Origin of the sequence: Vulcanococcus sp. CPBay_Sum15L08_68, assembly GCF_017855895.1 — a bacterium.
Classification (GTDB): domain Bacteria; phylum Cyanobacteriota; class Cyanobacteriia; order PCC-6307; family Cyanobiaceae; genus Vulcanococcus.
In genome coordinates this window covers 26,187-48,510 of the sequence record NZ_JAFMFX010000006.1, presented here as the reverse complement: position 1 = coordinate 48,510, position 22,324 = coordinate 26,187, and the positions used below count along the sequence as shown (strand labels likewise).

Below are 22,324 nucleotides of genomic sequence, written 5' to 3'. Positions count from 1 at the left end.
CATCACGGCGATGGCGTCCTGCTCACTCAGGGAGGGCACCACCTGCCGCAGGGTGGTCACCACGTATTCCATGGTGTTCACCGGGTCGTTGTGGAGCAGCACCTTGTAGCGGGGCGAGGGTTTGCGCACCCGCTCCGGCGCTTTTTCCATCACAGCGGCGCCGCCGCTCTCGCGGCCAGGCGCCTGAGTTGATCGGATCATCCTGATCAGCTCCGGTATGACGAGGTAGGGACTTTAGTCAGCGCTTTAGGCCGCAGCGGCAGCAGGGGCGAGGGCGGCCTTGATCCGGCGCATGGCTTCGTTGACGTTCTCGCGGCTGTTGAAGGCCGAAAGACGGAAATAGCCTTCGCCCGCGGCACCAAAACCACTGCCGGGGGTGCCGACCACGTTGGCTTGGCTCAAGAGCAGATCGAAGAAGCCCCAGGAGTCCACGCCGGCCGGGGTCTTGATCCAGACATAGGGAGCCTGCTCGCCGCCGTAGACCGTCAGGCCCGCACCGCTGAGTTCGCGGCGAATGATCGCGGCGTTCTCCATGTAGAAGCTGATCAGTCCTTTGACCTGGGCTTGGCCGTCTGCGGAATAAACGGCCTCGGCGCCGCGCTGGACGATGTAGCTGACACCGTTGAACTTGGTGCACTGGCGGCGGTTCCAGAGGCCCCAGAGTTCCACCTTCTCGCCATTGGCGGCCGTGCCCATCAGGCCACGGGGCACCACGGTCAGGGCGCAGCGGGTGCCGGTGAAACCGGCGTTCTTGGAGAAGGAGCGGAACTCGATGGCGCAGTCCCGGGCCCCCTCGATCTCGTAGATGGAGTGCGGCAGCGAGGGGTCCTGGATGAAGGCCTCATAGGCCGCGTCAAACAGGATCAGGGCATCGTTGGCGCGGGCGTAGTCCACCCAGGCCTTGAGCTGCTCCTTCGTTGCCACCGCCCCCGTGGGGTTATTGGGGAAGCAGAGGTAGATCAGATCCACCTTCTCGCTGGGGATCTGGGCGCTGAAGCCGTTCTCGGCGCTGATGGGCAGGTAGGTCAGGCCGCCGTACTGGCCCGCGTCATCGGCATCGCCCGTGCGGCCCGCCATGACGTTGCTGTCGACGTACACCGGGTAGACGGGATCGGTGACGGCAATGCGGTTGCCGGTGCCCAGGATGTCGAGGATGTTCGAGCTATCGCACTTCGAGCCGTCGGAGACAAAGATCTCCTCGGCGCTGATCTCGCAGCCGCGGGCCTGGAAATCATGGGTAGCGATCTTCTCGCGCAGCCAGGCGTAGCCCTGCTCGGGGCCGTAGCCATGGAAGCCCTCCCGGGTTCCCATCTCGTCGATGGCCGCCTTCATGGCATCGCGGCAGGCCTGGGGCAGGGGCTCGGTGACATCGCCAATGCCCAGGCGAATGATCGGAGCGTTGGGGTTCGCTTCGCTGAAAGCCTTGACGCGACGTGCGATTTCAGGGAAGAGGTAGCCCGCTTTGAGCTTGAGGTAGTTGCCGTTGACCTGGGCCATCTCAGCGAAGGGTCGCGCGGACCCGGTTGTACTGGCCGGATTGTCCTATGCGGAGGGGGCTCCCCTGGGGTGCCTCTGCATACGATCGAGTCAGTGCAGGGCCTGCTGTTGTGACCGCCGTTTTCGATGCACCGGTGGATTTCGACGCCCTGGTGGATCGCAGCATCGCCAAGCCAGGCCGGTATCTCGGCAACGAGTTGGGGGTGCAGGAGCGGGACTGGGATCAGGTCTGGCCGGCCGCCGCCGTGCGCTGGGCCCTGACCTATCCCGAGATCTACGAGGTCGGCTCGAGCAACACCGGCCACATCATTCTCTATTCGATCCTCAACAGCGTTCCGGGTCAGCTGTGTGACCGCAGTTACCTGCCGGGCCCGGATCTCGCCCAGCGTTTGCGTGAGCGGGGGCAGCCCCTCTTCGCGGTGGAAAGCCGCCGGCCGCTGCCCGCCTTCGACATTCTCGGCTTCTCGCTGAGTTACGAACTCGGCGCCACCAACATCCTGGCGATGTTGGAGTTGGCCCAGGTCCCTGTGCGGGCGGCCGATCGCGGTGATCTCCCCCTGGGCGATCCAGAGGCCCCGCCGCTGATTTTTGCCGGCGGCCCCACCGCCACCAGTAACCCCGAGCCCTTCGCCGCCTTTTTCGATTTCATCGTCCTGGGGGACGGCGAGGAGGTCCTCCCCGAGCTCGGCTTAGTGGTCGCGGAGGCCAAGGCTGCGGGCCTCAGTCGCCGCGCGCTGCTGTTGGATCTGGCCCAGGTGCCAGGGGTCTATGTCCCCTCCCTCTATGGGCCTGGCCCCGACGGGGTGAGCCAGCAGCCGCTGCATCCCGGGGTCCCCAAGCGGGTGATGCGCCGCACCGCGACGCCCATGCCCCACTACGCCATGGGTTTGGTGCCCCATATCGAGACGGTTCACGACCGCCTCACCGTGGAGATTCGCCGCGGCTGTACGCGGGGCTGCCGCTTCTGCCAGCCAGGGATGCTCACCCGTCCTGCCCGGGACGTGGAACCACAGGCCGTAGTGGAGGCCATCGAAACAGGCATGGAGCGCACGGGCTATTCCGATTTCTCCTTGCTGTCCCTGAGCTGCTCGGACTACCTGGCCCTGCCGGCGGTGGGGGTGGAGCTGCGCAACCGCCTCGCCGATAAGAACGTCACCTTGACCCTGCCCAGTCAGCGGGTCGACCGCTTCGACGAGAACATCGCCCACATCCTGGGCGGGACCCGCAAGGCGGGCTTGACCTTTGCGCCCGAGGCCGGCACCCAGCGCCTGCGGGACATCGTCAACAAGGGCCTGACCGACGCCGAGCTGCTGCGGGGGATCCGCACCGCCATGGAGAGCGGCTATCGCAAGGTCAAGCTCTATTTCATGATCGGCCTGCCGGGGGAGACCGATTCCGACGTCCTGGGCATTGCTGAGACCTGCCGCTCCTTGCAACAGCAGTGCCGTGATCTGGGGCGGTTGGAGCTCAACCTCACCATCAGCAATTTCACCCCCAAGCCCCACACCCCCTTCCAGTGGCACAGCGTCAGCACGGCTGAATTTGTTCGCCGGCAGCAGCTCCTGCGGGAGGCCCTGCGCCAACTGCGCGGGCTGAAGACGAATTTCACCGATGTGCGCCTCTCGGCGATGGAGGACTTTGTCGGGCGGGGGGACCGGCGCCTCGCGCCCGTGATTGAGGCGGCCTGGCGCGCCGGGGCCGGGTTGGATGCCTGGTTTGAAGCGGCGGATCGCACCTATCAGGCCTGGACCGATGCGATTGAGGCGGCCGATCTGGGCGGGCGCTACCGCGAGCTTGAGATGGGGGAGTGGAGCTCCGCCGAGGGCATGGACCCCAGTGATCTGGCGGCCTTCTGCGCTCAGCCCCTGCCCTGGGACCACATCGATTCAGGGGTCGAGAAAACCTGGCTGGCCGAGGACCTGCGCAATGCCCTGGCTGCTGCGGTGGTGCCGGACTGCTCCTTTGAGGGCTGCAGCAGCTGCGGTGTCTGTGGCCCCGAGTTGGGGCACAACGTGGTGGTGGCCCCTCCGCAGATTCCTGAGCCGAGCCCCCAGCGGCCTCCCGCCAGTGAGCGTGTGCAGCGCCTGCGCTTCCGCTTTGCCAAAACAGGGTCCTTGGCCCTGCTGAGTCACCTGGATTTGGTGCGCCTGATGGAGCGGGCCCTACGCCGTTCGCGTTTGCCGGCGAGCTTCACCGGGGGCTTCCATCCCCTGCCTCGGGTGCAATTTGCCTTGGCTCTCCCCCTGGGCGCCGAGGCCGATGGGGAATGGATGGATATCGAGTTCACGGCCACGCTCGATCCTGAGCAAGCCCGCCAGCAGTTGCAACGCCAACTTCCCCCTGGGTTTGCGCTGCTGGAGGTCTACCCCGTGGAGGTCTTCGGCTCAAGCTTGTCCCAGGAGCTCTCGGGTGCGACCTGGGCTGTGCAGTGGCGCGTCGAGCAGGGCCAGGCCATGGCTGCTCCCGAGGTGTGGGACGAGGCGGTCTCCCAACTGCTGGCTCAGGAGTCCTGGATTTGGGAGGACACCGATAAGAAAGGTCGAGCGAGGCAGCGGGATTTGCGGCCCTATCTCCAGCAGGTTGAACGGCGTCCCCGCTCGGCCGAGGACCCGGATCTTCAGGAGCTCCTGTACAGCGCGGTTGTCGATCCTGCAGGCCGCAGTTTGAAGCCGGAACAGCTGCAGCAGTGGTTCTCAACCAGCTTGGGTTTGCCGCTGGCCATGGTCGGTTTGCGGCGGCGTTCATTACTGCTGCAAAGCCCTTCTGGCTCTTGAAATCAACCGTGCTAGCTTGCGTTCAGGACGGCAGATGATTGACCGAAGTCGGTTGATTGATCTCTCCCTCGCCCGGCCAGCCGATGTTGGCTAAGAGCGATCGGAACTTCCTCAGCAGCTTTCACGAGTTTCCCTTCCTGAAAGTCGCTCCAGGCGGCGCTGTTCAGACGGGCACCAATTGGCACCCGCAACTCTTTCGTGTTCAGCCTCGATGGTTGAACGCCCCCACCTTTCGCCGCAGCTTCAGCCTCGGCGTCGCGCTCTGAGCTTTTTTCACATCCCACGGGCAGGAGTCACCCGGCATCGGCGATGCCGCGATCAGATCTCTGTCTCAGGCCAACGCGCTGCGTTGGGTTCGTCATTTCTTATCCCCTCCTGCCCTGCGCAGGTCATCTCCTGACCTTCCATGCCCCAGCAGATCGTCATCGCCGAGCAACTGCGGATTGCCGCTGTTCTCACCGATGAGCGTGTTGACGAGCTTGTCGTCGCACAGGGTCGCTACCAAATCGGCGACGTGTATCTCGGGACGATCGAGAACGTCCTGCCCGGCATTGACGCGGCCTTCGTCAACATCGGAGAGGGCGAGAAGAACGGCTTTATTCATGTCACCGACCTCGGTCCCCTTCGCCTGAAGAAGGGCACCGTCGGCATCACCGAATTGCTCGAGCCCCGCCAGAAGGTGCTGGTTCAGGTGATGAAGGAGCCCACGGGCACCAAAGGGCCCCGTCTGACCGGAAATCTCACCCTGCCGGGTCGTTTCTTGGTGCTGCAGCCCCACGGCCAAGGGGTCAATATTTCGCGCCGGATCACGGCTGAGAGTGAGCGCAATCGCCTCCGTGCCCTTGGCGTCCTGATCAAGCCCCCTGGGGCTGGCCTGCTGATCCGTACCGAAGCGGAGGGCATCAGCGAAGAGCAGCTCATTGACGATCTCGAGGCGCTGCTGCGCCAGTGGGAGGCCATTCAGACGGCCGCTGAGGCAGCGACGCCCCCGGTGCTGCTCAACCGGGATGACGACTTCATCCATCGCATCCTGCGCGATCACTACACCCCTGAGCTGGCGCGGATCGTGGTGGACGCGCCCGACGCCGTCGCCCGGGTCAACACCTTCTTGGGTAGTGACCATCAGCAGGTGCTGGTGGAGCATCACAGCGAGCCCACCGAGATCCTTGAGCACTACAAGGTCAATGCGGCGATTCGCGATGCCCTGAAGCCCCGGGTGGATCTGCCCTCGGGCGGTTACGTGATCATCGAGCCGACCGAGGCCCTGACCGTCATTGACGTCAACTCGGGTTCCTTCACCCGCTCGGCCAATGCCCGCGAGACGGTGCTCTGGACCAACTATGAGGCGGCGACAGAAATTGCGCGTCAACTGAAGCTGCGCAACATCGGTGGTGTCGTGATCATCGACTTCATCGATATGGAGTCCAGGCGCGATCAGCTCCAGCTGCTGGAGCACTTCACCTCTGAGGTGCGCTCCGATTCGGCCCGTCCCCAGATCGCCCAGATCAGCGAACTGGGCCTGGTGGAACTCACCCGCAAGCGCCAGGGGCAGAACATCTATGAGCTGTTTGGCCGGGCCTGCCCCAGTTGCGGCGGTCTGGGTCATGTGGTGGTGCTGCCTGGACAGGACACCCTCCAGCCCCTGGCCAGCGTCTCCGGCTTGGTTCGCTCGGCCGCCTCGGCCCGTGCTGAAGCTTCAACCCCGGCGGCACTGGAGAGCGGCAGTGGTGGCCGCCGCCGCGGACGTGGTCGCGGTGGCCGCGGCTCCGAGGGCGAGGTTGTGGCGGCCTACGAGGACAGCGTCTCGCTGGTCACCGGCCAGGCTGAGAGTCCTGCTGCCGCTAGCTCGGAAGGCCACAACCGCCGGCCTGAGCCTGAATTGGTCGCTGTGCCGATGGAGCCTGAGCAGGAGTTGGTCTACGGCTGGTTGGGTCTGAACCCAGCGCTGCTCCTGGATCCCGCCCCCAATCCCGACAACCTGTTGGTGCGGGTGGTGCGTCCAGGTCAAGACGCCGAGGCGGTCCTCGAGGAGGCCCGTCAGCAGTTGGCGGCTGCCGGTCCCCGCCGCCGCCGCCGTGGTCGCGGCGGAAGTACTGCCAACAGCAACGGCCATGGCGCGACACCCGCTCCGGTGGCTGTCGCCCAGGCCGAACCCACGGGTGTGGCGATCACACCCCTGCCGACGGTCTCGATTACAGAAGTGGCCATCACTGAGGCCCCGCTGCCGGCGGTGGCGATCGTTGATTCCGCGGCTTCACCCGCTCCCGCAGACGAGGCTCCGGCCCGCGCAGGCCGCACTCGGACGCGCACCCGCAGCAGTGCGGTTGCGGTCACCGAAGAAGCCCCTGTTGCTGCAGCCTCGGTCGTTGCTGTTCCTGTTGCGGAGGAGGTCGACGACAACGGTGAGCCCCGCCGCCGCCGCCGCCGTTCCTCGGCGAGCGACTGAGGCCCAAGCGGGCGATGCGGATCGCTGGGGTCGATGAAGTGGGACGGGGCTGTTGGTTTGGCCCCGTCTTCGCCGGTGCCGTCGTGTTGAGCGATGCAGCCCGGGAGACCCTCTCGGCGGCTGGACTGACCGACAGCAAGGCCCTTTCCGCGAAGCGCCGCTCGCAGCTGGTCCCTTTGATCCTGGAGCAGGCCGAGTCCTGGGCCCTGGGCCAGGCCTCGGCCCAGGAAGTCGATGGCTTCGGGATTCGCAGTGCCACTGAACGGGCCATGCTGCGGGCCCTGCAGCGTCTGGGCTCCCCGGCCCCAGATCACGTCCTGGTGGATGGCAACCTGCCCCTGCGCCTGTGGTCCGGCTCCCAGGAGACCGTCGTGCGCGGGGACAGCGCGCACCTGGAAATTGCGGCGGCCAGCGTCCTGGCCAAGCAGGCGCGGGATGCCCTACTGGTGCGGCTCGCGCAGCGCTATCCCGGCTATGGCTTCGAGCGCCACGCTGGCTATGGAACCGCCCAACACCGCGCCGCCGTCCTCTCCCTTGGGCCAACGCAGCTGCATCGCCGCAGTTTTCTGCGCAAGGTCTTGGCGGCCTAGGCCTCGACGCTGGCGTGCTGCTTGCACCAGCGCTGAAAGTCGTTGATCAGTTGCTGTCCCACCCGGGTTTTGATCCCCAGCAGGATGCCCGCGAGCAGTGAGCGCCCCGTGGCCTCCAGGACTTTGGTGGGGATCAGCTTCAACAGGCTGGGTTGGCTGACACTGACGGCCAGGCTGGCCTCCCCGACCAACTCACCGCCGCGGGCCTCCAGCCAGGAGCCCAGGCTGAGTTGGAAATCATCGACGACCCCGAGGCCTTCGAGCTGGCAGTCGATGGCCTCCAGTTCGATCCGGTTGGGGCTCCGCCGCGCCACCAGGTCCACCACCGGTTGAATCTGCAGTTGGAAGACCTGCAGCTTGGTCACCGTGTAGCGGTAGCGCCCAGGAGCGATCTTGCTGAGTTGCTGGGCCTCGAGCAGGGCTTCAATCACCTGCTCTTCATCGTCCAGGTAGGCACCCAGACGCTCGGCGTTCTGCTGCACCGGCAACTGCAACGCTTGGCTGGCACTGAAGGCCAGGGGCATCAAAAGGCGGCCGGGGCGGCATGATCCTATCGAGCACGGCCCGATCAGCCCCATGCGCATTGCTTTTCTTGGTCCGGTGGGCACCTATGGGGAGCAGGCGGCCCAGGCCTTCGCCAAGCTCGAGCAGTGGGAGGCGCCTGAACTGCTGCCCCAGACAGGAATTCGTGCGGTGATTCAGGCCCTCGCCGCCGGTCGGGTGGATGCCGCGGTGGTTCCCGTCGAGAACTCCGTCGAGGGCGGTGTCACGGCCTGTTTGGATGCGCTCTGGGAGCACCCAGAACTGGAGATCTCCCGGGCGGTGGTGTTGCCGATTCGCCATGCCCTGGTCGGCAGCGGCAGCGTGGAGGGGGTCAGCGAAGTCCTCTCCCATCCCCAGGCCCTGGCGCAGTGCAGCCTCTGGCTGAGCACCAACCTGCCCAATGCCCTGCAGCTGCCCACGAGCTCGACCGCAGAGGCGGCCCGCATGGTGGCCGGCAGTCACTTCCGTGCGGCCATCGCTTCCCAGCAGGCCGCCAAGGAGCACGGCCTCAAGGAGTTGGCCTATCCCATTAATGATGTGGCGGGCAACTGCACCCGCTTTTTGCTGCTGCGTCAGGGCGAGCGCAACTGGCATGGCGAGCTGGCCAGCTTGGCCTTCTCACTGCAGGCGAACCAACCCGGTGCTCTGCTCAAGGCCCTGGCTTGCTTTGCCCATCGGGACCTGAACATGAGCCGCATTGAGTCCCGCCCCTCCAAGCGGGAGATGGGCGAGTACATCTTTTTTGTGGACCTGGAGCTGCCCAGCGGACCCGAACCGCTGCAACAGGCCATGGAGGAGCTCAAGCCCCTATGCGAGCACCTGGCGGTGTTTGGGGCCTATCCGATGACCCAGCTCTAGGCCGCCGGTTTGCGGGTTCGGAAGACACCGAACTGCATCATCCCGGTGGCGAAGCCCCAATGCATCAGCAGCAGGGTGGGTGACTCACGCAGCCCCATCAGCACAGCTTTAGGACCCAGGCCGAGGACTGCTTTGGGCCTGCGCACCCCTTCGAGGATGGATTCAATCCAGGAGGGCAGGGTCTCGCGACTCCAATCGCCGGTCTCCACGAGGGCGCCGCTGCTCCAGGGGCTTTGCTCGAGGTTGCGGCGGAAACCCGGGATGCTGGCGAATTCCGGGTGGGCCCACTGCACCAGGAGCTGGTGCATCACCCAGCGCTCCTTGCGGTTGAGGGGTTTGACCTCCGGATCGCGGCGGTTCCAGTCGGCCACGGCCAACAGACCACCGGGTTTGAGCACCCGCAGCAGTTCATCGGCGTAGCGCTGCTTATCAGGCATGTGAGGGCCTGCTTCCACGCTCCAGACCGCATCAAAGCTGCCGTTCTCCAGCTGCAGATCGAGGGCATCCATCACCGCGAAGCGGCAGCTCAGGCCCTCGGGGGTGAGCTCCTGCGCCCGTTGAATTTGGCCTGGGCTGATGCTGATGCCGAGCACGTTCAGGCCGTAGTCGCGGGCCAGGATCCGGGCACTGCCACCGATGCCGCAGCCGACATCCAGGACGGTGCTGCCCCGGGGCAGCTGATCCAGCCCGCTCCAACGCGCCAGTTCGTGGACAAAGTCAGCCTTGGCGGCCCGAAAGTCCCGGGCTTGTGGGGGCGAGCCGTAATGCCCCAGGTGGACGTGGTCGCCCCAAAGCCGCTCCAGCAGTTGGTCGTCGGTCCAGCGGTCGTAGGCCTCCGCCACGCTGGCGGTGCTCTCGAAGGCCCGATCGCGCGCTGACCAAATCGCCAGGCCAATGAGTAACAGGACCGCCGCCACGGCGGCCGCCAGCATCAGGCCGCTCGCCCAGGGGCTGAGCAGCGCCAAAACGGCAGGGGTGGGCATCTGTCTCAGTCCTCCTCGCTCTCGCCCGTCTTCAGGTCGCGCAGGGTCGACTCCAGGACCGTTCGAGCGGCCAGCTGGCGCCGGGTCTCATCCAGCAGTTCGAATTCCTGCCGCAGCCGCTCTTCGGTGTTCGTGATCTCCAGCAGGGCCTGCTGTTGATCAGCCACGGGACCGCCCAGGTGGGAGCCAATCCAATAGGAGAGCTCCCTGGGCAGGTCCGGAAGGTCGCTGGGGAGGCTGGTGGGTTTTCCCATCAGCTTGCCGGTCAGTTCCACCACGTCCTTGAGGGCACTGCTGACCTCTCCGGAGAGTTCCTGAAGCCCGCTGTGGTCCTCGGGCTGCTCGTCCTCAATCCAGCTCACCAGGCCGACCTTGAAGGGGGCTTCGCGCACCACCTCCAGCAACCTGAAGCGCTGTTGTCCCATCGTGACGATGTAGCTGCGGTCGTCGTCCTGGGTTTGGCACTGCAGGATCTCAGCGCAACAGCCCACGCTGGCCATCGTGCCTTCCTGGGGGTCCCAGCGGACCACCCCAAAGCGCCGGTCACTCTCCAGAACCGTGCGCAGCATCATGCGGTAGCGCGGCTCAAAGATGTGCAACGGCAGCACTTCCTGGGGGAAGAGCACCACATCCGGCAGCGGGAACAGCGGTAGTTCTCTCACGGCCAGTTGCGTCACGTCGTTGCACTTCTGCCTGAGGAGGGCGAATCCTAGGCAGTGATGATTCGCTCTCGTGTGGATCGAACACACAAAAAAACCCGCCCTGAGGCGGGTTTTGGGGATCCAGCTGCAAAGCGAGGAATCAGAGCTTGACTTCGATGTCGACGCCGCTGGGCAGGTCGAGCTTCATCAGAGCGTCGATGGTCTTCGCCGAGGGGCTGTAGATATCGATAATCCGGCGGTGGGTGCGGGTCTCGAAGTGCTCACGGGAATCCTTATCCACGTGGGGCGAGCGCAGCACGCAATAGATCTTGCGCTTGGTGGGCAGGGGAATCGGACCGATCGCAGTTGCAGCGGTGTGATCAGCCGTTTCGATGATTTTTTCGCAGGACAGATCCAGCATGCGGCGGTCAAACGCCTTCAGGCGGATGCGGATCTTCTGCTGGGCGATAGCGGTGGACATGGAGTGTCTGACGTCGTTAAGCGTTCAACGGTTCTGGCTTGATCCTTGCGGGACAAGGCACAGGAAGGGAAGCGCTGGGTGCCGGGAACCGGAACAAACCCAAAGCAGCTGGATTGTCGAGGTGCGTGAGAGAGGGGTGGAGACGAGCTCCACCCCTCAACCCTAGATCAGGCGATGATCTTGGAGACCACGCCAGCACCGATGGTGCGGCCGCCTTCGCGGATAGCGAAGCGCATGCCTTGCTCGATGGCGACGGGGCAGATCAGCTCGCCGGTCATCTTGATGCGGTCACCGGGCATCACCATTTCCACGTTGGAGCCGTCGTCGGCGGTGAAAGCGGTGATTTGACCGGTCACGTCGGTCGTACGGATGTAGAACTGCGGGCGATAGCCAGCAAAGAAGGGGGTGTGGCGGCCGCCTTCTTCCTTCTTCAGCACGTACACCTCACCCTCGAACTTGGTGTGGGGCTTGATGGAGTTGGGCTTCACGAGCACCATGCCGCGCTCGATGTCTTCCTTCTGGATGCCGCGCAGCAGCAGACCCACGTTGTCGCCGGCCATGCCCTCGTCGAGGAGCTTGCGGAACATCTCCACGCCGGTGACGGTCGTTTCGCGGGTGTCCTTGATACCCACAATCTGGACGGTTTCACCCACCTTGACCACACCGCGCTCGATGCGGCCAGTGGCCACGGTGCCGCGACCGGTGATGGAGAAGACGTCTTCGACAGCCATCAGGAAGGGCTTGTCGACCTCACGCTCGGGCTCGGGGATGGCGCTGTCAACGGCGTCCATCAGCTCGTCGATCTTGGCTTCCCAGTCGGCTTCGCCTTCGATCGCCTTGAGGCCGGAGACCTTCACCACGGGGATGTCGTCGCCGGGGAAGTCGTAGCTGCTGAGCAGTTCACGCACTTCCATCTCGACGAGCTCGAGGATTTCCTCGTCGTCGACCATGTCGCACTTGTTCAGTGCAACCACCAGAGCGGGAACGCCCACCTGCTTGGCCAGGAGGATGTGCTCCTTGGTTTGGGCCATGGGGCCGTCGGTGGCTGCCACCACCAGGATGGCGCCGTCCATCTGGGCAGCACCGGTGATCATGTTCTTCACGTAGTCCGCGTGACCGGGGCAGTCCACGTGGGCGTAGTGACGACCGGCGGTCTCGTACTCAACGTGGGCGGTGTTGATGGTGATACCGCGCTCACGCTCTTCGGGAGCACCGTCGATGTCGGCGTAGTTCTGAACTTTGGCCTGACCCTTCTTGGCCAGCACGTTGGTGATGGCGGCGGTGAGGGTGGTCTTGCCGTGGTCAACGTGGCCGATGGTGCCGATGTTGACGTGGGGCTTATTCCTTTCGAACTTCTCGCGAGCCATGATGAAAAAGAATCGGGGGGTAAATGGGTAGGGAAAAGATCAGGAATTGCCCTGATTCTTGGAGATGATGGCTTCTGCCACGTTGCGAGGAATTTCCTCGTAATGGCTGAATTCCATCGAGAAGATACCCCGACCCTGGGTCATGGATCGGAGCTGGGTGGCGTAGCCGAACATCTCGGCCAGCGGCACCTTGGACTGGACTTTGGACTGACCATTGTCGATGGACTGTCCTTCGACCTGACCGCGGCGCGATGAGAGGTCACCGATGACGCTTCCGAGGAAGTCCTCAGGAACCTCAACTTCGACCTTCATCATGGGCTCAAGAAGTACGGGATTGCACTTCTTGACGCCGTCTTTGAAGGCCATGGAGCCGGCGATCTTGAACGCCATCTCCGAGGAGTCGACGTCATGGTACGACCCGTCGATCATGGTGACCTTCACATCGATCATCGGGAATCCTGCAATCACACCGGACTGGCAGGTTTCCTTCATGCCGGCTTCAGCCGGACCGATGTACTCCTTGGGCACGACGCCGCCAACAATCTTGTTGACGAACTCGAACCCGGAACCCGGCTCGCCGGGCTCCATTTCGATCACCACGTGGCCGTACTGGCCCTTACCACCGGTTTGACGGGCAAATTTGCCCTCGCCCTTGGCGCTGGCGCGAATGGTTTCGCGATAGGACACCTGAGGAGCACCGATGTTGGCCTCCACCTTGAATTCGCGCAGCATGCGGTCCACCAGGATCTCCAGGTGGAGTTCGCCCATGCCGGCGATCACGGTTTGGCCGGTCTCTGCATCCGTGCGAACCCGGAAGGTCGGGTCCTCTTCGGAGAGGGACTGCAGGGCTTTGGAGAGTTTCTCCATGTCGCCCTTGGTCTTGGGCTCGACAGCCACCGAGATCACGGGCTCGGGGATGTAGAGCGATTCCAGGATGATCGGATCGGCGTCGACGCAGAGGGTGTCGCCGGTGGTGGTGTCCTTAAGACCCAGAACGGCGCCGAGATCGCCGGCGCGGAGTTCGTCCACTTCCTCACGATCGTCGGCCTTGAGGACGATCAAGCGAGAGATGCGCTCTTTCTTGTCCTTGGTGGAGTTCAGCACGTAGCTGCCCTTCTGGAGCACACCCGAGTAGATGCGCACAAAGGTGAGCTTGCCGAAGGGGTCAGCCATGACCTTGAAGGCCAGTGCGCTGAAGGGGGCGTTGTCGTCGGCGGGACGCACCGCTTCGCTGCCATCAGCCAGAAGACCCTGGATCGGGGGCACATCCACCGGGGCGGGCATGTAGTCCACCACGGCATCCAGCAGCAGCTGAACGCCCTTGTTCTTGAAGGCGGAGCCGCAGAGCATGGGCACCAGGCCGTGCTTCAGCACGCCCTCGCGGATGCCCTTGGCCAGTTCTGCCTCGCTCAGCTCGCCTTCCTCGAGGAACTTCTCGATCAGCGCTTCATCGGTTTCAGCGATGGTCTCCATCAGAGTGGCGCGCCACTCATCAACGAGATCCTTCATGTCCGCAGGGACATCGGTCTCTTCGATGTCCTTGCCGAGGTCGTCCTTGTAGATGAAGGCGCGGTTCTTGACCAGGTCGATAATCCCGCTCAGTTCACCCTCAGCGCCGATGGGCAGCTGAATCGGAACGGCGTTGGCCTTCAGGCGGTCCTTGATTTGACCGTGCACCTTGAGGAAGTCAGCGCCGGTGCGGTCCATCTTGTTGACGAACACCATGCGCGGAACGCTGTAGCGGTCCGCTTGACGCCAGACGGTTTCCGACTGGGGCTGAACACCACCGACGGCGCAGAAGACGGCGATCACGCCATCGAGCACACGCATGGAGCGCTCCACCTCAATGGTGAAGTCCACGTGGCCGGGGGTATCAATGATGTTGATGCGGTGATCGTTCCAGCTGGTGGAGATCGCCGCAGCAGTGATGGTGATGCCCCGCTCGCGCTCCTGGGCCATCCAGTCGGTCACGGCGGCGCCGTCATGCACCTCACCGATCTTGTGCACCACACCTGAATAAAACAGGATTCGTTCAGTGGTGGTGGTTTTACCGGCATCAATGTGTGCCGCAATACCAATATTTCTGACGCGTTCCAGGGGAATAGCGCGAGCCACGGGGCAGGTCTCCGGAGGGTGGAATCGACAAAAAAGCGGGCGTCACTCTACAAGTCGGTCACATCCGACCTGAGATGCCGCAGTTCCGCTTAGTAGCGGTAGTGAGCGAAGGCCTTGTTGGCTTCGGCCATCTTGTGGGTCTCTTCGCGCTTGCGAACGGCGCTGCCAGCTTCGTTGGCGGCATCCATCAGTTCGCCGGCCAGCTTCTGGGCCATGCTCCGGCCATTGCGGGCGCGCGAGAAATTCACGAGCCAGCGCAGGGCCATGGCGGTGCCACGCTCCTGACGGACTTCCATGGGCACCTGGTAGGTGGCACCACCGACGCGGCGGGCACGCACTTCCACGAGGGGAGTGGCGTTCTTCACCGCGGTTTCGAACAGCTCGAGGGCGTCACTGCCGGTCCGCTCGTTGATCAGCGTGAAGGCGTCGGAAAGAATCCGCTGAGCGGTGGACTTCTTGCCGTGCTTCATCAGACGGGCAACCATCATGGTTGCCAGACGGCTGTTGAACTGGGGATCGGGAAGAACCGGGCGCTTCTCGGCGGCGTTGCGGCGTGACATAGAGCTAAGGGGAGGAAGTCAGAAACGAACGTCGAAAGGAAATCAATCCTTGGGGGTTTTGGCGCCGTACTTGGAGCGGGACTGACGACGGTCCTTCACACCCGCGGTGTCGAGGGTGCCGCGAATGATGTGGTAGCGGACACCGGGCAGGTCCTTCACACGACCGCCGCGGATCATCACCACGGAGTGTTCCTGCAGGTTGTGGCCGATACCGGGGATATAGGCGGTCACCTCAAAGCCGGAGGTCAGGCGCACACGGGCCACCTTCCGCAGAGCCGAGTTCGGCTTCTTCGGGGTTGAGGTGTACACGCGGGTGCAGACACCACGGCGCTCAGGGCAGGAGCGCAGTGCGGGCGACTTGGTCTTGCGGGTAAGGCGCGTCCGCTCACTGCGGATCAGCTGCTGAATCGTGGGCATCGAGGGCCGGGAGTTTTCGAGGGGCCGGAAGCGAGGTCGGAGAGCCGACCGTTTCGACAATCCGCCACATTACTTTGTCGAGGTGCTGCCACCCAGAACGGGTTCGTCAGCGGGGCCAAAGGCCGCACCACAAGCGCAAACGCGGTGCTCTCGGCCGGTGCGGATCAAGAATCCGCCCCCGCTGAGGTCACCTCGATAGTCGAGCTCGAGGGTGTTGAGTCGCTCGCCCTGGTCGCCGGGGGCAAACAGAGTGATCCCGTCGGCGCGTGCCACGGGAACTCCGGCCAGACGGCCCGGACGAATGCGAATCACCCAGCGCTCGCAGGTGCCATCCACCAGGTCAAGGTGCATCATCCCCGGGGTGCCGGCGACGGCCGCTTGGCGGCCGAGCTCTGCGGCAGCCGCTGCGGTGAGTTGCATGCCTTGGCCCTTGGGCATGGCAAAGAAAAGGCTGGGTCGACCCAGTGTGTCAGGGCGGGCTGGAGGCCAGCCGCGCCGGCGGACGGTTGGGCCGTGGCATCGGTGCGCGGGGGATCAAGCCAATGCCGTTGTGGACCGAACCAGCGATGCCCCGCCCTTTCACGGTTTGGACATCCGCCAGAACCAGGCCGGTGGAGCTGCCTCCGTCGAGGTTCAGCGCCTCCTTGAGGCCGCGCTGTTTCAGGAGTAACGCCGTTTCCATCAAGGTCGGCCCGGCGTTATTGACCCCCTGCAGGGTGATCAGCCACAGCTGACGTCCGTCGCTGGCGATCACGGTTCTTGGGGCGCCCTGACGGATGAAGCCAGGGCTGAATCCCTCCGCTTGGCCGTTGAGGGCCACCAGCCCAGAGCGCAGCAGCAGCGGGCCACCGCCGACCACAAAGGGTTTGTCCCCAACGACGGAAGTCGATCGGCTGCTGAGCACGAGGCGTTCTCCCGGCTGCCAGTCGACCTGAACCCCGCCGCGGGCCACCAACAGTTCATCCCCGGCGCGCAAGGGGACCCCGGGTTGGGGAATGCCCTCGATGCGCTGTTGCACAACGCCATTGCGGAGCACGAACCCCAGTTCTTGGCCGGTTAACGGCTGATAGCGCGGACCCCAGGCTTCGGTGTAGCGGGCCAGTCCCTTCTGGACGTAGCCGCTGTTCAGGCTGATCAGCGACCAGCGCCGTTGGCGTGGATCGAGCACGCTCTCCTGAAGCCTGAGTCGATCGAACTGGGGAAGTTCACCATCGCCCCAGCCCACCGCCCCCCGATTCAGGATCGGTCCTGAGAGCCACTGGCCGTTGTCCTTGAGCGCCCCCAGGGGAAGCCGGTTCACGCGATTGAAAAAGCCGCCATTGATGGCGATCAGGGCCGATTCATTGCGGGCCAGCTGACTGAGGCTGCTGAGGCCCTTCATCCCGTTGCTTCGGTTGAGCGGGCGCAGGTCGACCGGGACTCGGCGTGGATCGAGCTGGACGCTGTTGATCAGGACCTGGCGGTTGCCGATGCGGTCCACCGTTCGATTGAGGGCTAGCCCCTGGCGCTGCAGGCTCGCAAGGGCGGTGTTGGGGCTGGTGCCGCTCGGGCGATTGAGGCTGGTGAGTGCGGTGTCGCTGGGCAGGTCGAGGACCAGGCGCCAAGGCCGGCCCAGGGTTAGGCGTTCCCCTTTGGCCTCCAGCTGCAGCCAGCCGTTCTCTTGACGGGGTTTCAGCCCCAGCCCTGCCAGTTGCCGCAGTTGCTCTGGGTTGCCTTCGGCACTGATGGCCAGTTGGCCGTCATCGCTGCGCACCAGCGCCGGGGCCTTGAGGTCAAGGACCACGCGCCGGCCGCTGATGCCGTTGTCCCTGGCGCGGATCGCTTGCAGGGGGCGAACCGGGAGCTCCAGGCTCAGTTCGTTTTTCCCGAAGGGCTCAAAGCTCACGCCGACGCGGCGCAGCAGGTCGCTGACTGGAACAGCGACCTCATCCCCCAGGCTCTGTTGTCGCCTGGCGGGAAGGCTGATTTCGCTGCCAAACCATTCCAGTTGCAGCATGCCCCGCTCTCCGCTGGAGCGCTGGACGCCGAGCTGGTTCTCCAGGAATTCGAGGGTGAGCCAGAGCTCGCCCCGTTCGATGCGCCAGCGGGCTGGTTGCGTGCGTCCGTTGGCGCGAATCAGTGACCCTTCCGCCTGCCGGATCGGTCTCACCTCGGCCGGTGGCGGAGGCGGTGGAATGAGCGGGATCCCGGGATGCAGGGCTGCCAGGACGGGCATCAAAGCCATGAAGCAGCCCGCTCAGTCTCGAAACGCTAGCGACCTTGGAGCGGTCCGCCAGCACTTGCTTGAGTTGCAGGTGGTCCAGCTTTTAGATTCAGAAGCTCGCAGCGGGACCGAGGTTTAGGGCGATCCGTCGCCTTCCGTTCGGTCGACCCGGCTGCTTCGTTACTACCGATAGACCTGTTGTCGCTGGGCTATGCCGCTGTCTTCTCGTCCTGTTTGGCCCCATTGCGACAGCCCCGCCCCGGCAGAGGTGGCCGGCGAGAAGGATGCCTGCGGCGTTGGTTTTCTGGCGAACCTCAAAGGTGAGACCAGCCACTGGGTCCTGAAGCAGGCCCTGCGCGGTCTGGACTGCATGGAGCACCGCGGCGGCTGCGGCGGCGATGGCGATTCCGGCGATGGCGCCGGTGTGCTCTGCGGCATCCCCTGGACCTATCTCGAGGCGGTTTGGCCTGAAGCTGCCGCCGCCTCAGCTGCAACCCGTGGTTTGGGCATGGTGTTCCTGCCTGCCGAGGCGGGCAAGCGCGATCAAGCCAAGGCCTTTTGCGATGAGGAAGCCCAGGCCCTGGGACTGCGCAGCCTGGGCTGGCGCAGCGTTCCCGTGGACCCCAGCGTCTTGGGTCCCCTGGCCCGCGGCACGGCTCCAGTGATTGAGCAGTGGCTGCTCGCTGCCGATTGCGATGGTGACGCCCTCGAGGCCCTGCTGTTCCGCCTGCGGCGCCGCTGCGGCGATCGTGCGCGCAGTGTCTGGGGTGCCGTCCCAAGCGACCTTTACTTCGCGTCCTTGAGCAGCCGGACGGTTGTCTACAAGGGCATGGTCCGCTCGGAGGTCCTCTCCGCCTACTACGGGGACCTTCGCGATGAACGCTTCGCGGTCAGTTTCGCGGTTTATCACCGTCGTTTCAGCACCAACACGCTGCCCCGCTGGCCCCTGGCCCAGCCGATGCGTCTCCTGGGCCACAACGGCGAGATCAACACCCTTCTGGGCAACCTGAATTGGGCCCGCGCCGCCGAGGCTGATCTCGATGCGGTTTGGGGCGAGGCCGCTTCGGACCTCAAGCCGGTGGTGAATTCCGCCTTCAGCGATTCGGCCAACCTTGATGCCACCCTCGAGCTGCTGGTTCGCAGTGGTCGCCCGATCACCGAGAGCCTGCTGACCCTGGTGCCGGAGGCCTTCCGCGATCAGCCGGCCCTGGCTGACAAGCCAGCGGTCCAGGCCTTCTATGAGTACTCGGCCTGCACCCAGGAGCCCTGGGATGGCCCAGCGCTTCTGGTCTTCGCCGATGGCCGCAGCGTTGGCGCCACCTTGGATCGCAATGGCCTGCGCCCGGCTCGCTACTGCATCACCAGCGACGGCTTTGTGGTGATGGGCTCGGAAACCGGCGTGGTGGAGCTCGAGGAAAGCCGGATCATCGAGAAGGGTCGCCTGGGCCCCGGCCAGATGTTGGCCGTTGATCTGGAGAACGGTCGCCTGCTTCATAACTGGGACGTCAAGCAAGAGGTGGCCGCGCGTCACCCCTACGGCCAGTGGTTGGCGGAGCACCGCCGCACCCTGACGGCCCAGCCCTGGACCCAGGAGCGCCAGCTGGCTGACCTGGAGCTGCTCCAGCAGCAAACCGCCTTTGGTTTCACCGCCGAGGACTTCGATCTGGTGATCGAGGACATGGCCGGTGCGGCCAAGGAGCCCACCTACTGCATGGGTGATGACATCCCCTTGGCGGTGCTCTCCGATAAGCCCCACCTTCTGTACGACTACTTCAAGCAGCGCTTCGCCCAGGTCACCAACCCGCCGATTGACCCCCTGCGGGAGAAGTTGGTGATGAGCCTGGAGATGCATCTGGGCAAGCGGGGCTCTCCCCTGAAGCCCGAGGCCTCCGCGGCAGCGGTTCTGCATCTCAACAGCCCGATTCTCAATGAGGCCGAGTTGGCGGCGGCCACCCAGCAGGGCATTGCCAGCCGCACGCTCTCGACCCTGATGCCGATCACCGGCGGACCGGCCGGCCTTGAGGCGGCACTGACCCAGCTCTGCAGCGACGCTGAAGCCGCCGTGCGCAGCGGCAACCAAATCCTGGTGCTCTCTGACCGGGGAATCACGGCGACCACGTCCTATATCCCCCCGCTCCTGGCGGTGGGTGCGGTGCACCATCACCTGCTGAACCAGGGACTGCGCCTGCAGACCTCCCTGGTGGCTGAGACCGCCCAGTGCTGGAGCACCCACCACCTGGCTTGCCTGATCGGCTACGGCGCCAGCGCTGTTTGCCCCTGGCTCACCTGGGAGACCACGCGTCATTGGCTGGCCCATCCCAAGACGCAGAAATTGATTGAGCGGGGCAAGCTCCCCGCCCTGACCCCCGATCAGGTCCAGGCCAATGTGCGCAAGGCCCTCGAAGACGGTCTACGCAAGATCCTCTCCAAGATCGGTATCTCCCTGCTGGCCAGCTACCACGGAGCCCAGATCTTCGAGGCGATCGGTGTCGGTGCCGATCTGATCGAGCGGGCCTTCAAGGGCACCACCAGCCGCGTGGCTGGTCTGAGCCTGGCGGAATTGGCCAGCGAGACGCTGACCTTCCACGCCAAGGCGTTCCCAGAACTCAACCGCACCAAGCTCGAGTTCATGGGCTTTGTGCAGTACCGGACCGGCGGGGAATACCACCTCAACAGCCCGGAGATGACCAAGGCGCTCCATGCGGCGATCAAGCAGGGGCCCGGCTACGACCACTTCTCCACCTACAAAACCCTGGTGGAGAACCGTCCGGTGACGGCCCTGCGGGACCTCCTGGAGCTGCAACCCGCCGCCACTCCGCTGCCCCTCGATCAGGTCGAGAGCATCGAGAGCATCTGTGAGCGCTTCTGCACCGGCGGCATGAGCTTGGGTGCGCTCTCGCGCGAAGCCCATGAAGTCTTGGCCGTCGCGATGAACCGCATCGGCGGCAAGAGCAACAGCGGTGAGGGCGGCGAGGACCCGGCTCGCTTCAAGGTCCTGGGGGATGTGAATGCGGAGGGCCTCTCCGCCACCCTGCCCTCGATCAAGGGTCTGAAAAACGGGGACACCGCCTGCTCTGCGATCAAGCAGATCGCCTCGGGCCGCTTTGGCGTGACCCCCGAGTACCTGCGCAGCGGCAAGCAGCTCGAGATCAAGGTGGCCCAAGGGGCCAAGCCCGGTGAAGGCGGCCAGCTCCCCGGTCCGAAGGTCGATCCCTACATCGCCTGGTTGCGCAACAGCAAGCCTGGGGTGGCCTTGATCTCACCGCCGCCTCACCACGACATCTATTCGATCGAGGATCTGGCGCAGCTCATCCATGACCTGCACCAGGTGCATCCCGCCGCCAAGGTCAGCGTCAAGCTGGTGGCTGAGATCGGCATCGGCACCATCGCGGCAGGTGTGGCCAAGGCCAATGCCGATGTCATCCAGATCTCTGGCCATGACGGCGGCACCGGTGCCTCGCCCCTGAGCTCGATCAAGCATGCCGGCGGTCCCTGGGAACTCGGTCTGACCGAGGTTCACCGGGCTCTGCTGGAGAACGGCCTGCGTGATCGCGTGCTGCTGCGGGCCGATGGCGGCCTGAAGACCGGCTGGGACGTGGTCATCGCCGCCCTGCTGGGCGCTGAGGAATACGGCTTCGGTTCGATCGCGATGATCGCCGAGGGCTGCATCATGGCCCGCGTTTGCCACACCAATAACTGCCCGGTCGGCGTGGCCACCCAGAAGGAGGCCCTGCGCAAGCGCTTCACCGGTCTGCCTGAGCAGGTGGTGAACTTCTTCCTGTTCGTCGCCGAGGAAGTGCGTCAGCTGATGAGCGTGCTGGGCGTGGCCCGTCTGGAGGATCTGATTGGTCGCTCGGACCTGCTGAAGCCCCGCGCTGTGCAGCTGGCTAAAACCAAGGCCCTGGATCTCTCCTGCCTGCTGGATCCCATCCCCCAGGCGGCCGATCGCGCCTGGTTGCGCCACGCCGAGGCGGCCCATGGCAACGGCGTGATCCTTGAGGATCAGCTGCTGGCTGATGCCGAGCTGATGGCGGCCATTGAGAACCACGGCCAGCTCGCCAGGACCCTGCCGATCATCAATACCGATCGCAGCGTCTGCGCCCGTCTGGGCGGTGAGATCGCGGCTCGCCATGGCAACACCGGCTTCCAGGGACAACTCGACCTCACCTATGAGGGTGCGGCGGGACAGAGCTTTGGCGCATTCACCGTTCAGGGCATGAATGTGCGCCTGGTGGGTGAGGCCAACGACTACGTCGGCAAAGGCATCAACGGTGGTCGCATCACCGTCGTTCCCCCTGCCGGTGGCAATGATCCCGGTGCCCAGGTGATCCTGGGGAACACCTGCCTCTATGGCGCCACCGGTGGTGAGCTCTTTGCCCTCGGCCGTGCCGGTGAGCGTTTCGCTGTGCGCAACAGCGGCGTCAAGACCGTGGTGGAAGGCGCCGGCGACCACTGCTGCGAATACATGACCGGTGGTGTGGTCGTGGTGCTCGGCAGCACGGGCCGCAACGTGGGCGCCGGCATGACCGGTGGCGTCACCTTCATCCTCGATGAGAACGGTGGTCTGCGCGATCGCGTCAACCCTGAGATCGTCGAGATCTGTGAGCTCACGACCCCTGAGCAGGAGGCCATGCTCAAGCCTCTGCTCGAGGCCCATCTCGCGGCCACCGGCAGCAGCAAGGCGTCCACGATCCTGGGCGACTGGTCCAGCTGGAAAGGGCGCTTCAAGGTGCTGGTTCCCCCCAGCGAGAAGGCCAACGTCGGCCTGGCGGAGCGGGAGGCGGTGGCGGCCTGAGCCGCCGGTTCTCCGCTCCTTCGGGTTCGGTTGCTGCACCACTGGGTCGGCTCA

General features: G+C 64.7%; 17 protein-coding genes. 5 read left to right on the top strand and 12 right to left on the bottom strand.

Annotation, left to right across the window (positions count from 1 at the left end; all coding sequences use genetic code 11):
- Nucleotides 1–201 (bottom strand): ATP-dependent Clp protease adaptor ClpS (locus tag QZ189_RS02225; RefSeq protein ID WP_296420756.1); only part of this gene is annotated, 201 nt, incomplete at its 3' end.
- A gap of 45 nt (nt 202–246) precedes the next feature.
- The gene (locus QZ189_RS02220; RefSeq protein ID WP_296418724.1) at nt 247–1,497 is read right to left on the bottom strand and encodes an LL-diaminopimelate aminotransferase; all 1,251 of its coding nucleotides are present in this window, start codon (nt 1,495–1,497) and stop codon (nt 247–249) included.
- Between the two features lie 110 nt (nt 1,498–1,607).
- Here QZ189_RS02220 and QZ189_RS02215 point away from each other — a divergent pair, with 110 nt between their 5' ends.
- From QZ189_RS02215 to QZ189_RS02205, 3 genes are all read left to right on the top strand, one after another.
- Nucleotides 1,608–4,271, top strand: coding sequence for a TIGR03960 family B12-binding radical SAM protein (locus tag QZ189_RS02215; protein ID WP_296416230.1), 2,664 nt, complete (start codon nt 1,608–1,610; stop codon nt 4,269–4,271).
- A 406-nt stretch (nt 4,272–4,677) separates the two neighbouring features.
- Nucleotides 4,678–6,717 (top strand): Rne/Rng family ribonuclease, encoded by a 2,040-nt coding sequence (locus tag QZ189_RS02210; protein ID WP_296420754.1) that lies wholly within the window; start codon nt 4,678–4,680, stop codon nt 6,715–6,717.
- Nucleotides 6,718–6,731: 14 nt separating this feature from the next.
- A complete protein-coding gene (locus tag QZ189_RS02205; protein ID WP_247476270.1) occupies nt 6,732–7,307 on the top strand; it encodes a ribonuclease HII in 576 nt (191 codons plus the stop codon).
- On the opposite strand, the gene QZ189_RS02200 is transcribed toward QZ189_RS02205, so the two are convergent.
- Nucleotides 7,304–7,831: a DUF1997 domain-containing protein gene (locus QZ189_RS02200; protein WP_010314612.1), complete on the bottom strand. Its 528-nt coding sequence runs from the start codon at nt 7,829–7,831 to the stop codon at nt 7,304–7,306. The genes QZ189_RS02205 and QZ189_RS02200 overlap by 4 nt on opposite strands.
- 52 nt (nt 7,832–7,883) lie before the next feature.
- On the opposite strand from QZ189_RS02200, the gene pheA reads away from it, so the two are divergent.
- Complete coding sequence (gene pheA, locus QZ189_RS02195; RefSeq protein WP_010314614.1) at nt 7,884–8,708, top strand: prephenate dehydratase; 825 nt, start codon at nt 7,884–7,886, stop codon at nt 8,706–8,708.
- Here pheA and QZ189_RS02190 read toward each other — a convergent pair.
- The 9 genes from QZ189_RS02190 to QZ189_RS02150 all read right to left on the bottom strand — a co-directional run bounded on the left by QZ189_RS02190 (nt 8,705) and on the right by QZ189_RS02150 (nt 17,487).
- On the bottom strand, nt 8,705–9,691 hold the full coding sequence (locus QZ189_RS02190; protein WP_296420751.1) for a methyltransferase domain-containing protein: 987 nt from the start codon (nt 9,689–9,691) through the stop codon (nt 8,705–8,707). The two genes, pheA and QZ189_RS02190, sit on opposite strands and share 4 nt — an antisense overlap.
- A 5-nt stretch (nt 9,692–9,696) precedes the next feature.
- On the bottom strand, nt 9,697–10,368 hold the full coding sequence (locus QZ189_RS02185; RefSeq protein WP_247476265.1) for an LON peptidase substrate-binding domain-containing protein: 672 nt from the start codon (nt 10,366–10,368) through the stop codon (nt 9,697–9,699).
- Between the two features lie 124 nt (nt 10,369–10,492).
- Entirely contained in the window at nt 10,493–10,813 is a 321-nt protein-coding gene (rpsJ, locus tag QZ189_RS02180) for a 30S ribosomal protein S10 (protein ID WP_006910513.1), read from the bottom strand.
- Nucleotides 10,814–10,980: 167 nt separating this feature from the next.
- On the bottom strand, nt 10,981–12,180 hold the full coding sequence (gene tuf / locus QZ189_RS02175) for an elongation factor Tu (RefSeq protein ID WP_296420749.1): 1,200 nt from the start codon (nt 12,178–12,180) through the stop codon (nt 10,981–10,983).
- 39 nt (nt 12,181–12,219) lie between these two features.
- Entirely contained in the window at nt 12,220–14,295 is a 2,076-nt protein-coding gene (gene fusA, locus QZ189_RS02170) for an elongation factor G (RefSeq protein WP_010314624.1), read from the bottom strand.
- Between the two features lie 89 nt (nt 14,296–14,384).
- On the bottom strand, nt 14,385–14,855 hold the full coding sequence (gene rpsG / locus QZ189_RS02165) for a 30S ribosomal protein S7 (protein WP_010314628.1): 471 nt from the start codon (nt 14,853–14,855) through the stop codon (nt 14,385–14,387).
- Between the two features lie 42 nt (nt 14,856–14,897).
- Nucleotides 14,898–15,272: a 30S ribosomal protein S12 gene (gene rpsL, locus QZ189_RS02160; RefSeq protein WP_010314630.1), complete on the bottom strand. Its 375-nt coding sequence runs from the start codon at nt 15,270–15,272 to the stop codon at nt 14,898–14,900.
- Between the two features lie 69 nt (nt 15,273–15,341).
- Nucleotides 15,342–15,710 (bottom strand): AIR synthase, encoded by a 369-nt coding sequence (locus tag QZ189_RS02155; RefSeq protein ID WP_296418528.1) that lies wholly within the window; start codon nt 15,708–15,710, stop codon nt 15,342–15,344.
- Nucleotides 15,711–15,741: 31 nt separating this feature from the next.
- A complete protein-coding gene (locus QZ189_RS02150) occupies nt 15,742–17,487 on the bottom strand; it encodes a phosphodiester glycosidase family protein (protein ID WP_296420746.1) in 1,746 nt (581 codons plus the stop codon).
- Between the two features lie 199 nt (nt 17,488–17,686).
- Between QZ189_RS02150 and gltB the strand changes: the two genes are divergently transcribed.
- Entirely contained in the window at nt 17,687–22,270 is a 4,584-nt protein-coding gene (gltB, locus tag QZ189_RS02145) for a glutamate synthase large subunit (protein WP_296420743.1), read from the top strand.
- Nucleotides 22,271–22,324: the final 54 nt, after the last annotated feature.